The organism is Nitrospina gracilis Nb-211 (genome assembly GCF_021845525.1).
GTDB lineage: Bacteria > Nitrospinota > Nitrospinia > Nitrospinales > Nitrospinaceae > Nitrospina > Nitrospina gracilis_A.
Genome location: NZ_JAKJKD010000001.1, coordinates 1,255,427 through 1,270,965, shown reverse-complemented (window position 1 = coordinate 1,270,965; position 15,539 = coordinate 1,255,427). Strand labels below are relative to the sequence as shown.

The 15,539-nt window shown below is 55.6% G+C and carries 14 protein-coding genes; 5 read left to right on the top strand and 9 right to left on the bottom strand.

Annotation, left to right across the window (positions count from 1 at the left end):
* Positions 1-6: 6 nt before the first annotated feature.
* The 5 genes from fliP to J2S31_RS05970 form a co-directional block, all read right to left on the bottom strand.
* The gene (gene fliP, locus J2S31_RS05990) at positions 7-768 is read right to left on the bottom strand and encodes a flagellar type III secretion system pore protein FliP (protein WP_371831646.1); all 762 of its coding nucleotides are present in this window, start codon (positions 766-768) and stop codon (positions 7-9) included.
* Positions 768-2,171, bottom strand: coding sequence for a flagellar biosynthetic protein FliO (gene fliO / locus J2S31_RS05985; RefSeq protein WP_237098156.1), 1,404 nt, complete (start codon positions 2,169-2,171; stop codon positions 768-770). The genes fliP and fliO overlap by 1 nt, the downstream gene beginning before the upstream one ends.
* A gap of 285 nt (positions 2,172-2,456) precedes the next feature.
* On the bottom strand, positions 2,457-2,834 hold the full coding sequence (gene fliN / locus J2S31_RS05980; RefSeq protein WP_237098155.1) for a flagellar motor switch protein FliN: 378 nt from the start codon (positions 2,832-2,834) through the stop codon (positions 2,457-2,459).
* 3 nt (positions 2,835-2,837) lie between these two features.
* Positions 2,838-3,818: a flagellar motor switch protein FliM gene (gene fliM, locus J2S31_RS05975; RefSeq protein WP_237098154.1), complete on the bottom strand. Its 981-nt coding sequence runs from the start codon at positions 3,816-3,818 to the stop codon at positions 2,838-2,840.
* 76 nt (positions 3,819-3,894) lie between these two features.
* Positions 3,895-4,422 carry a flagellar basal body-associated FliL family protein gene (locus tag J2S31_RS05970; RefSeq protein ID WP_237098153.1) on the bottom strand — a complete coding sequence of 176 codons (528 nt, stop codon included), beginning with the start codon at positions 4,420-4,422 and terminating at the stop codon, positions 3,895-3,897.
* A 561-nt stretch (positions 4,423-4,983) separates the two neighbouring features.
* On the opposite strand from J2S31_RS05970, the gene J2S31_RS05965 reads away from it, so the two are divergent.
* The 5 genes from J2S31_RS05965 to J2S31_RS05945 all read left to right on the top strand — a co-directional run bounded on the left by J2S31_RS05965 (position 4,984) and on the right by J2S31_RS05945 (position 9,417).
* Positions 4,984-6,267, top strand: a complete 1,284-nt coding sequence (locus J2S31_RS05965) for an ammonium transporter (protein ID WP_237098152.1) — start codon at positions 4,984-4,986, stop codon at positions 6,265-6,267.
* Positions 6,268-6,403: 136 nt separating this feature from the next.
* Complete coding sequence (locus J2S31_RS05960) at positions 6,404-7,591, top strand: porin (protein ID WP_237098151.1); 1,188 nt, start codon at positions 6,404-6,406, stop codon at positions 7,589-7,591.
* 168 nt (positions 7,592-7,759) lie between these two features.
* Positions 7,760-8,074, top strand: coding sequence for a hypothetical protein (locus J2S31_RS05955; protein WP_237098150.1), 315 nt, complete (start codon positions 7,760-7,762; stop codon positions 8,072-8,074).
* Between the two features lie 3 nt (positions 8,075-8,077).
* Entirely contained in the window at positions 8,078-9,112 is a 1,035-nt protein-coding gene (ltaE, locus tag J2S31_RS05950) for a low-specificity L-threonine aldolase (RefSeq protein ID WP_237098149.1), read from the top strand.
* Positions 9,113-9,195: 83 nt separating this feature from the next.
* Positions 9,196-9,417, top strand: coding sequence for a DNA-directed RNA polymerase subunit omega (locus J2S31_RS05945; RefSeq protein ID WP_237098148.1), 222 nt, complete (start codon positions 9,196-9,198; stop codon positions 9,415-9,417).
* A gap of 144 nt (positions 9,418-9,561) precedes the next feature.
* Here J2S31_RS05945 and J2S31_RS05940 read toward each other — a convergent pair whose 3' ends face one another.
* The 4 genes from J2S31_RS05940 to J2S31_RS05925 all read right to left on the bottom strand — a co-directional run bounded on the left by J2S31_RS05940 (position 9,562) and on the right by J2S31_RS05925 (position 15,508).
* The gene (locus tag J2S31_RS05940) at positions 9,562-11,292 is read right to left on the bottom strand and encodes a c-type cytochrome (RefSeq protein WP_237098147.1); all 1,731 of its coding nucleotides are present in this window, start codon (positions 11,290-11,292) and stop codon (positions 9,562-9,564) included.
* 45 nt (positions 11,293-11,337) lie between these two features.
* On the bottom strand, positions 11,338-12,345 hold the full coding sequence (locus tag J2S31_RS05935; RefSeq protein ID WP_237098146.1) for a c-type cytochrome: 1,008 nt from the start codon (positions 12,343-12,345) through the stop codon (positions 11,338-11,340).
* A gap of 15 nt (positions 12,346-12,360) precedes the next feature.
* On the bottom strand, positions 12,361-13,719 hold the full coding sequence (locus J2S31_RS05930; protein WP_237098145.1) for a cytochrome C: 1,359 nt from the start codon (positions 13,717-13,719) through the stop codon (positions 12,361-12,363).
* Positions 13,720-13,813: 94 nt separating this feature from the next.
* The gene (locus J2S31_RS05925) at positions 13,814-15,508 is read right to left on the bottom strand and encodes a cytochrome ubiquinol oxidase subunit I (RefSeq protein WP_237098144.1); all 1,695 of its coding nucleotides are present in this window, start codon (positions 15,506-15,508) and stop codon (positions 13,814-13,816) included.
* Between the last annotated feature and the right edge of the window lie 31 nt (positions 15,509-15,539).

The window sequence follows — 15,539 nt, the reverse complement described above, 5'->3', positions numbered from 1 at the left end:
GCCTCGTTAGAAAAAACTTTTAACCAGCGATCCCACCGTCAGGTGCCAGCCGTCCACCATGACAAACAACATCAGTTTGAATGGAAGCGAAATCAACACCGGCGGCAACATCATCATGCCCATGGAAAGCAGGATGCTGGCCACCACCATGTCGAGAATGAGAAACGGGATGTAGATGAGGAATCCGATCTGAAACGCGGTTTTCAATTCGCTGATGACGAACGCCGGCACCACTACGGCCATGCTCACCTCTTCCGCCGTGTCGGGGCGTTCGTCCTGCGAGATATTGAGAAACAGGTCGAGATCCTTGTTGCGCGTCTGGCGCAACATGAATCCCTTGATCGGCGCCTGCGCCCGCGCCAGCGCTTCGGTTTGCGTTATTTGCTCACTCAGATACGGTTGTAACGCTTCGCTGTTGATCTGCGTCAGCACCGGGCTCATCACAAAAAACGTCAGAAAGAGCGCCAGGCCAACCAATACCTGCGTCGGCGGCGTCTGCTGGGTGCCCATCGCCTGACGAAGAAACGACAACACGATGACAATGCGGGAAAACGACGTCATGAGGATGAGGATCGAAGGCGCCAGCGTGAGGATGGTGAGCAGGGCCAGAATCTGGAGAGCGGTGGACATCGCTTCCGGTTCTTCCGTGTCCTCCACGCCCACCTGGATGCTGGGCATGGGGATCGCCTCTGCGTCCGACACCGGGCCTGCCGCGAAGAATGCGGTGAGGGCCAGCACGCCGATGAATGTGAGCAAAAGTTTGCGCATCATTGATCCGAACTATCCTTCAAAGTTTTTTTCAAACGTTGCTCCAGCCCTTTCACCGAATCCGCACCGTCGCTTTCATTTTTGTCTTCCGCAAACTGCTTCACGAAGTCGGGAAACGGATTGGTGGTTTTGGACTGCTTCACCACCCGCTCGTAGGCATCCACGCGCTTGTGCGGCGGCACCGGGGGTTTCGGTGGTTCGGCAGTGACCGTGGCCGTAACCGGGACATCCTCTTCTGCCTCCATGGATTCCTCTTCTGCCGTGGTGGAAGGAGCGGGTGCCTTTACACTGGCCGGATCTTTCCGGCGAATGCGTGATGTTGGCGTATGTGCGCCGCCCTTGATGCGGTCGATCTGGTCCGGGTCCTCCACATTCGCCAGCAGGGAAATGTTCTCGTTGGCGATGCCGAGCACCAGCACCTCGCCCGCCACCTCGACCAGCGCGATGCTTTTCTTCGGTCCGAGAAATCCCGTGGACAATACTTTGATCGGTTTGTTCTCACTACCGAACACGCCGTTCTTCCAAACGTATCTTTTGAACACGTGGAACAACAGGAACATCAGCCCCAGCACGAGGGCGAGCGTGTAAAACATTTTGAGTCCGGCGGAGAAGATATCCGGTCCATCTGACGCTTCTTTTTTCTGCAATGCCGTGCCGCTTTCTTTTGTCGGAATGCCCTTGGATTCGGGCGCGGTCTTTTCGTTTTTATCCTTGCGAAATGCAGTGCCCACCATCTCCGACAGCGTTTCTTTTTTCGGCTGGGTGGTGGAAGGCGTCTTCTTTTCCACCGGTTCGGTTTTGGTTTTCGTCAGCAGTTCCATGAACGGATCGGCAGATTCAGGACCGGTTCCCGCTCCCGTTCCATTCACCACGGGTTGCGATTTCGTTTTGGGAGTCGTGGTGTGAGAAGGCCCCGAAGCCAGAAAATCATTTAAGGGGTCTTCCGTTAATTTGGAAGACGGCAGAGGATTGGATTGTTTTAAAGCGCCCGCCGCCCGGCGCACGAGGACATCGATATTGTTTCCGTTACGAGTGATCTGAAACCGTTTCTGAAACTCTTCCCGCGATTCACCCAGGATGAAACGGATGCGAAGCAGTTCCTTGTTGTACTGGGATGCATACACCTGGCGGATTTCGTCATCGCCCGTCGGGAAGTACTGTTTGGCCGGAGCCAGGTAGGCGAAGGGCACATCGACCTGCACCGAATTCTGGAAAAACACCGGTGTCTGGTAATTGTCGGGCGGTTGCCGGAACTGGAGCTGGATGTGGAGCCCCTCTTCCGTCTCCCGCACCATCACATCGCGAAGCTTGTTGTATTCCGTCAGCGGCAGAGCCCAGGCCGTACCTGCAACCAGCAGATTGAGCACCAGCACCCATGCCAAGCCAAACCGTTTGCACTCCATAACGCCTTCCCATCTTAAGGATTGACCGTGTCAAAAAACCCGACAGACATCGGGTCCATCCCTAAAATTGCAAAGGCCGTACCGTGATGGAATAAAACGTCTTGATTTTCAGTGTGTTATGAGGGGGCCATGCAAAACCCGTTACAAACAAAGGGGTTTTGAAGGTATTGCCGTTGAGAGGGAGATCTCACGGAACCGGAGGGAGAAAGAGGTTCACCCGGCCGGACGGGGGCGTGGGCCCTCCGGCTTTGGAAACCGGGCGGGAATTTTGGCGGTCGGAGAGCGTCAGCCCAAAGACTGCACACGCTCCATGGGAGAGACGATGTCGGTCAGCCGCACGCCAAACTTCTCGTTGACCACGACGACCTCGCCGCGCGCTACCAGTTTGTCGTTGACCAGCACTTCGAGGGGTTCGCCCACCATTTTGGTGAGCTCGATCACCGAGCCCTGCCCGAGCTGAAGCAGGTCGTGGATCAGCATCTTCGAGCGTCCCAATTCGACTGTCACCGTGAGCGGAATGTCGAGAATGAGGTCCAGCCGCGAGTCCCGTTTGGTTCTCTCGCCCTCGCCTTCCCCTTCTTCGCCTTCCTTGTCGAATTCGAAATCCTCGAACTTGTCCAGGTCGTCCAGTGCGCCCAGTTCATTGTCATCGAATTCAGCCATAGGTCACTCTTCCCTTTCAATGATTTTGGAAATCTGTACGGCCTTCATGCCCCGGGAGACGCCGGGGTGGCCCATGTACTTCTTGATGCCCTCCACCTTGACCGTCAGCGGATCGGAAACATCGTTGCCAAGCATGAGGGTGTCACCCACCCGCAACTGGAGCAGTTTGCGAGGCGTCATGATGGTTTTCCCCAGCTCCACCACGCATTCAACATCGGTCTGCATCAGCTCTTCGCGCAGGCGGCGGATCCAGACCTTGTCGGCCTCCATCCGCTCGCTCTGGAAGTTCGCTTTCAATTTCGGCAGAACCGGCTCGATCGCCGTGTACGGCAGGCAGATGGTGATGGTGCCGGAGGCGCGCTCCATTTCGATATCAAACACGATGATCAACACCACGTCCGTGGGCGGCACGATGGCCGCGAACTGCGGGTTGACCTCGGAGCGCACATAAGAGGTTTTGACCCGGTGCACCGGCTTCCACGCATTAGCCCAGTCTTCCAACGCCTGCTGGATGACGTTGCGCGTCATGCGCATCTCGATGGACGTGAAGTCCCGGCCCGTGTTCTTCATCTCGGAAGAACCGTTTCCGCCGAAGAAGTTGTCCACCAGCGCGAACACCAGGCTGCTTTCCATGACCACCAGCCCGAATCCGCGCAGAGGCTCCATGCGGAACACATGCAAACTCGATGGAACCGGCAGAGAACGCAGAAAGTCGCCGAACTTCAGCGAATCGGTGGACACCGTGCTGACGTCGGCGGAGCGCCGCATCATGCCCGAAAAGGAGTTGCGGAACAGGCGGGAAAAGAACTGGTTGATGATTTCCAGGGTCGGCAGGCGGCCCCGGATGATCTTTTCCTGGCTGGTCAGGTCGTACGGAACGACCCCCTTTTCCTCTTCGGTGATGTCCGCTTCCACCTCGATCTGGTTTTCGCTGACACCGCGAAGAAGCGCATCGACTTCACCTTTGGATAATACCTGTGCCATATTCAGAGCCTGGTAAAATCATTGCCGGAATCGGGGCCCATTGGGCCTTCTATCCAATATACACGCTCAAAATCCATTATTGAACGATGAATTCCGAGAAATAGACGTCCTTGACGTGGCCCATCACCAGGAACCGGTTCACCCGGGTGGCGATCTCGTCCTTCAACTTGAACTTGCCCTGCAGAGAGATGACATCCTCCCGCGTTTTACTGCTGAGCAGGAGCAGGATGGAATCCACAATCTTAAATTCGTTGGCCTTGACCTCCGGGCGCACCTCCGGGGAGCTGAGCTCCAGAGTCAGGCTGACTTTCAGGTACTGCTTGCCGTTGCTACGGGCGAGGTTGATGAGAAACGGCTCCAGAGGATACATCACCCCCATTTCCCGGGGTTCCTTTTCAGCGAACTTGGAACCCGGCACCTCCAGCGGCTTGCCCTGTTGGTTGGCTTCCATTTGCGGCTGTATGAAGTTCAAAAACGCAAAATAACCGCCCACCGCCAGTCCCGCGATCAACAGAAGAGTGAGCAGAAACCCCCGGCTCACACCGCGCCTGGGAACCTCTTCAATAATCTGATCGACACCTTCCTGAGTTTCCTGCTGAGCCATGCACCTTCCTCCCGGTTATTGGGAACTACGGCAAACGCGTTTCAAATTCGAAATATAAGGAGCAAAGACTGTGCCAACATCCCATCCGTCCCACCGGAACGTTAACTTACTTAATTATAACGAGTTATAAAAGCACAATCAATGCATCGCCAAATGGTCTCGCCCGAATAATGACGATTTACGTCAAGCAATTGACTTCCGTGGCGCAGGGCGGCCTTCTTCAAGCGGTTTTCCTCCTAGTTCTTTCACGGTAAAAACGGGAGAGACTTGAATGAATTTATGATTATTTTTTCAGCACCCTCGGTGAAAACGTCCCCAAAAACCAGCACCCCTGGACCCGCGTTTTTCGCCGAACGGACCTCCTTTATCTTTTTAACCCTGTGACCCACTCCACCCAACTCTTTCAATTAAAACCGCTTACCGGTTTTTTTCCAATTATTTGTTCTTCCAGCCTGTTATGGGTACAGGTTTTGATTAAGTCCTGTTATTTCGTGCCGCAGGTGCGCCGATTCCGCCTCCCCGGTGCGGGGGCGACTCCTTCAATAAATAAAGGACTAAAAGATGGGTCGATTTTTCCAATACGTGGTTTTTGCGATCGGATTCGGGTTGTGGTCGGTCCTCCCTGCCTATGCAGAGGAGGCCCCCCAGCTAAATGGAGCGGACACGGCCTGGATCCTCGTGTCCTCTGCGCTGGTCATGCTGATGCTTCCGGGACTGGCTCTGTTCTACGGCGGCATGGTGCGGCGTAAAAACGTACTGAGCACCATCATGCACAGTTTCATTCCCCTCGGAGTGATTACCATTCAATGGGTCCTGATCGGGTATTCGCTTTCGTTTGGCGGTGACATCGGAGGATTGATAGGGAACTTCGACAAAGTATTCCTTAACGACACTGATGTGAACACCCTGAACGGCACCATCCCGGATTACCTGTTCAGCATGTTTCAGTTGATGTTCGCCATCATCACCGTCGCCCTGATCAGCGGCGGCATCGCCGAGCGGGTGTCTTTCAAAGCCTACGTCATCTTTATTTTTATCTGGTCCACTCTGGTGTACGACCCCATCTGCCACTGGGTGTGGGGTGGCGGCTGGCTGGGTGAACTGGGCGCTCTGGATTTCGCTGGCGGCACGGTGGTGCACATTTCTTCCGGCGTCGCGGGGCTGGCGGCGGCGTTGTACCTGAAAAAGCGCCGCGGGTTTCCCGGTCCCATGATGATTCCGCACAACCTGCCCCTGGTTCTTCTGGGCGCGGGCCTCTTGTGGTTCGGCTGGTTCGGTTTCAATGCGGGAAGCGCCTTGGCGGCCGATCAGAACGCCGTTCTGGCCTTCACCAACACCCAGGTCGCCACCGGGGCGGGCATGCTGGGATGGCTGGTTGCGGAGCAGATGAAATCCGGAAAACCGAGCGCACTGGGCGCGGCCTCAGGCATCGTCGCGGGACTGGTGGCCATCACGCCGGCGGCGGGCTTCGTCTCTCCCATGTGGGCGATGGTCATCGGTGTGGTCGCCGGCATGCTCTGCTATATGGCGGTCATCATGAAGCACAAAAAAGGCATCGACGATTCCCTGGACGTGTTCGGCATCCATGGCGTTGGGGGCGCCTGGGGCGCCCTGGCTACGGGCCTGTTCGTCACACATGGAGGAACCGGACTTCTGGACGGCAATCTGAAGCAGGTCGGCGTGCAGATCATCGGCGTCGCCGCGGCGGCGCTTTATTCCTTCATCGTCACCTACGGTCTGGTGATGGTGGTGGACAAGATGGTCGGGTTCCGGGTGGATGAGGAAGACGAGGAAATCGGCCTCGACGCCACGCAACACGGAGAGTCGGGCTACAACCTCGTTTGACATTTTGAAATGAGGGATTCCGGTCTGAGGGACCGGAAAAATGGGTCAATCAGGATGCCGCAGCCGTACCGGGTGGGAGGATCCGGTACGGCGCGGTAACTTTATCCATGCCTTCTCAGGCAACCAAGGGGGAGTGATGAAAGGCAAATTTCGATTGCTGGCTGTGGGGCTGGCATTTTCATTGATAACCATCACCACCGGGGCGCATGCCGGTTCCAATGTATTCAAACTGCTGGAAGATGTCGAGGTCCACGGTTTCGTCTCATCTTCATACAGCTACAATTTCAACCGGCCCCTGTCGCAGACCAACTGCGGCGTCGCGCCGCTCACCGCCTGCGTCCGCATCTTCGATCAGGACGACAACAGCTTCAAACTGGACAACACCGAGCTGGTGTTTCTGAAGCAGGCCGATGACAAGGGGGACATCGGGTTTCGTTTCGACCTGACCTTCGGTTTCAGCCTGCCGGAAGGCGCCCAGCGCCTGCGCAGTTCGGCGGTCGCCGGGGGCACGCCGGGATTGTCCACCGCGGATGATGACTTCGACCTCCAGCAGTCCTACGTCACCTGGAACGCGCCTATCGGCAAGGGCCTGAAAGTCGATGTGGGCAAGTTCGTCACCCACGTCGGGGCGGAGGTGTTTGATGGATACGACGGTTACAATACGAACTTTTCGCGCACCTTTGTCTTCGGCTGGGGCATTCCCTTCACGCATACGGGCATCCGCGCTTCCTACGACATCAACGAACAGTGGAGCGTCATGTTCATGATCGCCAACAACTGGGAGGAAGCAGGCACCACCGACAACAACTCCGACAAATCCTTCGGCGCGCAGATCGGCTACGCTCCCTTCGAAAACATCAGCATCCTGTTCAACTACGTGGGCGGCAACCAGGGCACACTGGGCACCGATGCCGGCAACGACAACTGGCGTAACATCTTCGATACGGTTATCGACATCGGCATCACCGACCAACTGGCCGTTCAATTGAACGCGGATTATGGTTCCGAAGAAAACTCCGGGCCCGGTGCCGGCACAGCGGCCTGGTGGGGCGTGGCGGGAATCGTGCGCTACGACTTCAACAGATGGTTTTCGCTCAATGTGCGCTCGGCATGGTTTCGCGATCAGGACGGTTTCCGCCTGGGCGCCGTCAACAACAGCCTGCGCGAGTTCACCATCACCCCGGAATTCCGCATCCTGCAAAATATGGTGGTCCGCTTGGAGTACCGGCACGACGAGTCCAACCTGAGCGTGTTCGAAACCCGGACGGGGACGGGAACCCAGCATCAGGATACAGTGGCTTTCAACACCCTGATTCACTTCTGATGCCGGTTTGAGGCGGTCTCTTAGAACATTCTGGCCCCGGGGCAAACCCGGGGCTTTTTTTGTGTGTCATTTCGGACACTGTGAGGGGAGGACGCGGCAAAGGGCTTTGATCTGCCGGAGGGAACGGATAAAATAAATCAAGACCAACGACTCAGGACCCACCACCCGTTGCTGACCGACACGCAGAACTTCATCGTTTACCTCATGTTTCTCAACGGCCTGTTGTTTCTGGGATTGAACTTCATCGCGCACTCGATGGTGTTCCCCGGAGGCAAAGGGTCAAAACGCATGGGGTATATGCTGATCGTCGCGGTCGTGCTGGCGTTGGTGGTGACCCAGCAATACCGCCTGCTGGTGGCGCTGGAGTTCTCCCCCACCCTGGCCCGGCGGATCATCCTCGGCGGGTTTGCCGTGCCGGTCTTCCTTTTGTCTCTGGTGTATTACCGCATCAAGCGATTCCGTTCCGAAAAAAAACAGGATTGACCCATGCAGATCATCGACTACCGCAGTGACACCCTGACCCACCCCACCGACGCCATGCGCCGTGCGGCGGCGGAAGCCGAGGTGGGCGACGACGTGTTCGACGAAGACCCCACCGTGCACCGCCTGCAGGATATGGCGGCGGAAACAACCGGCAAGGAAGCGGCCTTGTTCGTGCCGAGCGGCACCATGGGCAACCTGGTGAGCCTGCTCACACACTGCCAGCGCGGCGACGAAATCATCCTCGGCCGCCGCAGTCACATTTTCATCAACGAAGTGGGCGGTCCCTCGGCCCTGGGGGGCATCCATCCCCATCCCGTAGCGAATCGGGATGACGGCACACTCGACATGCAGGAGGTGGAGGCGGCGATCCGCAAAGAAGACGTGCATTATCCGCCGACGCGCCTGATCTGCCTGGAAAACACACACAACTACTGCGGCGGCTATCCCCTCACCGCCGAATACATGCAGGAAGTGCGGGCTCTGGCGGACCGTCATGGGCTGAAGGTGCACCTCGACGGAGCCCGGCTGTTCAACGCCGCCGTGGCGCTGGGGGTGAAGGCTTCGGATCTCACCCGCGATGCCGATTCGGTCATGTTCAGCCTGTCCAAGGGCCTCTCAGCACCGGTGGGCTCGCTGATCTGCGGTCCTTCCGACTGGATAGGCCGCGCCCGCAAGTGGCGAAAGATGGTCGGTGGCGGCATGCGGCAGGCCGGGGTCATTGCGGCGGCGGGACTGGAGGCCTTGGTCCACCACCCGGAACGTCTGAATGAGGACCACGAAAATGCAAAAAAACTGGCACTGGGCCTGCATGAGACACCGGGCATTCGGATCGACTGCGACCGGGTCCATACCAACATCCTGTTTTTCCAACTCCAGCATCCCGACATGGGATCCGAGGCCCTGCTGAATTATCTGGATGACAGGGGCGTCCGTATTCTTCATATGGGTGCCGGCTGGTTCCGCGCGGTGACCCACAGGCACATCAGCGGAGACATGGTGGCCGCCACCCTCAAAATCATCCGGGAAGCTTTAAAATAGCCCCGTCCTCAGGAAAGCTTTGACAGGGATGCGGGAACTCTCTAAAATTTAACTTTTGCAACGTTGAAAGGTAAGGAAACCGAATGGACGAAATTCTTGTTTTAGAAAAGAAAGCACTCGATGTGGTGAAGAGCCGTTACCTGCTCTGCATCCTGGTGGCCCAGCGCATCCACCAGTTGGAAAAAGGAGCCCAGCCCACCATTGAGGTGAAAGAGGCGGAATACGACAACCCCAAAAGCTACTACGAACTGTCCTTGCGGGAAATCATCGAAGGCAATATGGATCTGGAACAGATCAGCGCCTGATTCGGACCGCCCTCCCCCCTCCTTTTATCCGCAGGCCCTCCAGTTTCTCCAGTACAGTACCGATCTTGCTTTTGAAATTGTAAAGACAATAAAAAAAGGCCCGCCTTTCGGCGGGCCTTTCTGGTTTTGCGTCGTTAAAGGGAATTAATTGGCTTTCCCTTCAGCGTGCATCTGGCGGGTCCGTTTGGTCATCCGCACCAGCCAAAGCTGGAAGCCGAAGAAAACGGCAGCCATGACAGGCGGCAACCAGATGCGCTCTGCGGGCAGAGGCGGCTCGAGAATGGTGTAAGCCCAAGTCGAAATCGCCATATGCTCGTCATGCTCTTTATCCCGACCTGCCCACTGCATGAAAGAGATCGGAATGAACTCCTTGGTCGGAATCTGAACGTCCGTCTTGTTCGGATTCTCGGTGGTCAGGGAGCGTTTGAACATGATTTTCACTCGGCCCTGATGGTACTTGGCGTTGACAATTTCTACACCACCGGGGGTTTCTTTTTCCTTCACATCCTCGAAACCGTTGCCGACCAACTCGACGACGCTGATGTCAAGATCATAGCCATCGGGGTTGGGTGCATTGGTGGTGGAGTAGTTCTTCGGAAGGAACTTGGCCTTCCAGATGTCAACCGGCTTTTTGGAATCGCCGTAGATGAAGTACGGTTTTTCCGCGCCGAAGAGCTCCTCCAGCTTGCCGGGCCACTGAATGGCCACAGCTTCCGGGAACTCAGGATCGTCGCCCAGAAATCGCTGATGGTACTCAACCAGGTAGTACACAGCCTTCTCTTCAGCACTCCACCGCGACATGACCCACAGGTTGTCTACCATCGGGTCGAAGTTGCGCTTACCACGGGTGATCTGACCAGCCAGAGCAATGTAATGCCATTTCTGGTCGCCCTGATAATCCTCCGCGCGTTTCACGATCCGCGGGTCATGCTCCGGAGCCTGCCACATCGGATCGTTGAAATCCGTAGAGACAGGGCCTTCCGTGTACTTGGAGCCAATGAGGAAGTCGTTGACCGGCTTGTTTGTCAGCGCGTCAATTTTCTTCCGCGGGCACAGAGAGTTGACGAAAGCCGCGAGCTTCCAGCGGTCTTCGACTGCGATCTGATCCTTAAAGTTCGGCATCGGGGTACCATTCAAACCCGTGGACACCGTGCGAACGATGTTGAAAGGATCATAGGGATTGCGGCGGCTACCACGGAAGTTCCAGCACTGCGTCCAGTCGGCGGCCACGATCGGGAATCCCCAGTCGTCTTTCATCGTCGGGTTACCGTCACCGCGGCCTTCACCACCGTGACACTCCCAACATTTGTTCTTCTGGAAGATTTCCTTACCGGCATCGATATCTTCCTGCGGAACACCGATGTAGTAAGGCTCCTTCACGTTCCATGGCATGGTGCCGAAGTTCTGAACAGCGAGTTCTTCGAAATCGCCGCTGAAGTCACGGTCCTGAACCAGCGTTTTAACGAACTGGACAACAGACACGATTTCTTCATTACTGAGAACCTCACCCCAGGCCGGCATAGCCGAACCCGGCAAACCATTTTTAACGGTTTTGATCAGGTTTTCATCCAACGGCAACTCACCCGAGTCCGTGGTTCGGATCTTGAAAGTACCCTGGATGAAGTTACGCGGGCGGGTGAACAACCGGTCCGCCGAGGGACCGTCACCGCCACCTTCCACCCCGTGACACCAGACGCACCGCTTGAAATAAACCTTCTTACCGAGTTCCAGCTTATCCTGCTGGACCGGATCCGGCTTGCGGTACTCCTGAGCAAAAAGGATGGAAGGCACGCTCAGTACGGCCAATGCTACTGCCGCCACCAGCCAGCGCCTAACGATCTTTTTGGAATTGCTCATCATGTTTTCCTCGTTCATGAAAGATATTTAAAACTTAGAATTTTCAATTCATTGAATGAACGGTTACTCACCACCCTTAACCGCGGATTCGTCGTCAAACGTACGTGGATGCCATCCGGTGTACCAGTATTCGAACAGGATGACTTTCCAGATTTCCTCGGTGTTGAGGTGTTCCTCCCAAGGCGGCATCGCCGAGGACCACGGAGTGGATTCGTTCGGCAAACCAGGTCCGCCCTTTGCAACACGCCAGAACAGGAACGATTCGCGCAACATGGCGATGGTTCCCGGGTCGACGAAGTTGGCGGGAGTCGGGTTAAAAACATGGGAGAACATTCCCAAGCCGTTCAATTGGTCACCGTGGCAGTAGTGGCAGTTCTGAAAGAATACCGTACCACCTTCGGTCACATACTTCATGTACTCCTGCTTGTCCGCATCCAGGAACGGGAAACTGTCCTTATAGTTATCCTGTTCATCGATACGGTAAGGGTTGGTCAACCCTTCCAACTGATAGGTTTTGCCATGAACCCGGGTGGTGGCAGGCGGTGCCGGATGGACCGTCCGCAACTCTACCGGCTCCTCAAACTTCGGCAGAAGGCCGTCGTAGGTGGCAAAACCAACAAGCAGGGGCAGTGCCGTGAATGCAATCATCCGGGCAATCTTGAAACCTTTGGTCTCAGCCAGGATGGTGTGAACGATGGGCTGACGAAATTCCGTAAACGTTTTCGGATCCTGAGAGATATACAAGAACGTACCGATCGTCCACAGCATCATGTAGGTGATCAACAACGTCCAGGGGATCGGCGGATACAGAATGAATTTGTAAAAGTACAAACCCGAAAGCCAAACGACACAAGCGTTCATAAACATCGGCGGCTTCAGCTTTAAAATGAGGTTGAAGGCCACAAAGTAAAGCATGAGGATGCCGAACCCGGAGTAGCGGTTCTGGATAAACAAATGGAACCAGCCGGACTCCCCGGATTTAAACCAGGGCAACAGGGCGGTATGGAAAACCGCCCAGCCCACGGCGTATAAAACCAAACCTATTACTACGTTTCTAACACCTTGATTCATTGAAATCCTCCAGGGTTAACCTTCAGGTTCCGTGTTGGCAATAAAGTCCACCAACTTATCGAGAGCCTGGACCGACAGTTTCTGACCGAAATCCTGAGGCATGACGCCATCCGGATACGGCTCGCCGGCTTCCTCATTAAAAACGACATACGCACTCGGGTTGAGGATCGACTCTTTAGTGTACTCATGCGGCGTCTTGGCTTTACCCTTATAGTTCGGGTCCTTCAAACGTTTCGGGGTATTGACCTTTTCGTACAGAGGCGGTCCCAGCTCACCCACCGCTCCCGGAATTCCCGGAATCTTGTGGCAGAGCGGGCAACCCAGCGTATTGATGATCTCTTCGATCGGCTCGTTGCCGGTTACAAAGACAGGCCGTTCCTCATCTTCACCGCCACCGGAACTCTCTTCCTTGGCGGCCTGATCTTCCGGAGAAGGCAGGGGAATGGTGACTTTTGCAAAGTCGCCAGGCGTATCCTTGGACTGCATCCAGGCAACAACCGCGTTCAACTCAATGCGACTCAAGCTGATCGGCGGCTTGTGAATGACCGGCATCGGGCTGACCGTATCGCCCGCTTTACCGAATCCTTCAACCACGTAACAGGAGGGACACATCAGAGACTCACGCAGGTAGTCCTCACCGCTAAGCTCATAAGGGCCACTGCGGCGATACTCCTCGGGAATCTCGTCAGGCTTACCCTTGATAATACCGGAAGCCTGATCCTTCTCACCAATCTTAATGGGCGAGTTCAGGTAACGGTCTTCCTTGATCCGCGTGTGACTTCGTTCCTCAACGCCGAACAAGTTCGGGCAACGGCCCATGTGGTCACCCGGATCGAAGGTGTGACACAGCGGGCACTGGCCCTTACCAATGGCTTTCTGGCCGGCCACCTGCTTCGCACCAAAAACAATGACGCGACCCAGCTCAGTAAACTCCTCCATGGTCATCTCGCCGGTAATAACGGCGCCACCCTTGGGCGGAGGATCACTGCGCTGCTGGGGCAACCAGTTGGTGTAACCCGCCAGCAGAATGGAAACGACCGCGAAAAAATAGCCAGCACGAATCAGAGGCTCGGACTGGCTTTCGATATCTTCGCTTTTAAAGAAATATCCCCAAACAAGGAGCAGGAGCAAAACAACCGGCAACTGTCTGAAGAAGAAGAAAAACATCTGGTCACGCTGAACCAGGCTGTACATGTGCACGGTCATCAAAAAGATGACCAACAAAAATGCGCCAAACACCACACCCCACTTCGTTGCATTCACTTCCTCTCTCACCCGGCAAATCCGGATGACGGAATTGAACACATACAGAGCGAAGATGGTGCACATAATTGTGAGAAAAGACCACAAAATATCGTGCTGCTCTGGAAGCATCCCTTTCTCCTCTCCTCGGCTAATACAAGACTAAAAACTTAAGTTAAATTCCCAAACAAGCCGCCGGCCCGAAGGCCGGCGGCCCGTCAATTCATTACTGTTGCTGCTGAGCAGGTACCGGTACCCCTTCGGGAACCTCTGCCGGCTTCTTCTTGGCAGTGAGTCCACCTACCCAGAAAACAACCACGAACTGCACCCATACAAACAGGGCGTTGAACGTGAGGATCTTACCCGCCTCACCAATGGTCAGGGTGTAGGCATCCACCGAGTTGTCACGCAGAACCTCGGTGACGTGCCAGAACAGCCGGACCGCCGAGCGGATATAACCCATGAGGCCCATCAGCCAGGTAAAGGAGATCGCCATCAAGAGAATGGCGTAGGTGCCCACTTTGGACTGGGTACCCCACTCAATCTCACCGAACGACTCCGCATCCTTGAACATGGAGATGTTGATGGCCGTGCCAACGAACAGAGTCGTCAAGGTGGTAGTTACCTGGGGAACGGAAAGACCTACGCGCTGGTTGGCGGGCAGGAAGTAACCATACACACCGAGGAACACGATGTTGATGGCCGCGCCGATGAAAATGGCGGTCAGCCAGCAGTTCCCGATGGTGGCCCAGGGCACCACGATCCTCTTATTGGACCGTTGATACAACAGAAAACACAGAACCGTACAGGTGATCATCAGGTTCACCGCGGTGTTCTTAGCAGACATTACACCGAAGTGTCCGACAACCGGATGCTGCGCGCCACCCATCGCTTTGAGCTCAGCCGGCGTCATAACGATGGTATGGGGGGTCATCCACGCCGTGAAGCAGAGGATCAACAGCAGAACCATGTACTTGCAATACTTCATGTAGCGATGCGATCCCTTAACGCGGGACATGGAGTTATGCAGGTAGGAGTTCGCACCGAAGAACAGCAGACCGATCATTACAGCCTGGATGATGAACAGCCAAGCCATGATGCCGCCCATCAGGGTGATGCCCATCTGCTGACGGAACGCATACACCTCTTTCATCAGCCAGTACCCTGCGAAAGGCAGCGGGATCAGGCCGAAGATGGCGATGAACATGGCGATGTAACATACCCAGTCGTAATGGGCTTTTTCTTCGGGGGTTTTCGCTTTGAGGTAATGATACGCGGCGTATGCACCAACGATACCACCACCGAACACGATGTTACCCAGGATGCGATGCACGCCGACCGGGTTCCACAGGGTGGAGTGGATGGCGTGCCAGATGTTACCCAGAAAACGTCCCTGCTCGTCGATACCGCCCGGCGCCTGCATGAAGGTCGCCCAGCTGTTCGCCAGGTACATCAGGATGGTGCCGACCAGGTTCAACAGAACCGACAGGGAGACGTGAATCCATTTCAGGAACGGATCCTGACTCATCTTGTCCCAGCCATAGTAGTACACATAAAGAACGCCGGATTCCGCCAGGAACATCAGCGCGTAAACGTGCATGACGGGGCGGAAGATACTGGCCATGTACTTGAAGAATCCCGGGAACAGGGTGATGAAGGAGAACAGCAGAATACCACCCAGAATCGCGGTCCAGGAATAAGCGGTCAGAGAGACCTTCATCAAGTCGTGAGCCAACCGGTCATACTTGGCAGACAGGACCGGATCGCTCTCCTTGGTACGAATACCAATGAACTCGATGAGCATACAAAAAATCGGTACCGCCAACACGAAGCTACCGAAATACAGATGCTGCTGGTTGGCGATCCAAATCAGGATGCGGCTGGGAACGAAAGAATAGCTATCGTAGTCGTTCGGTCCCAACTCAGGAGCAGGAGCACCGCTTACCGGACCT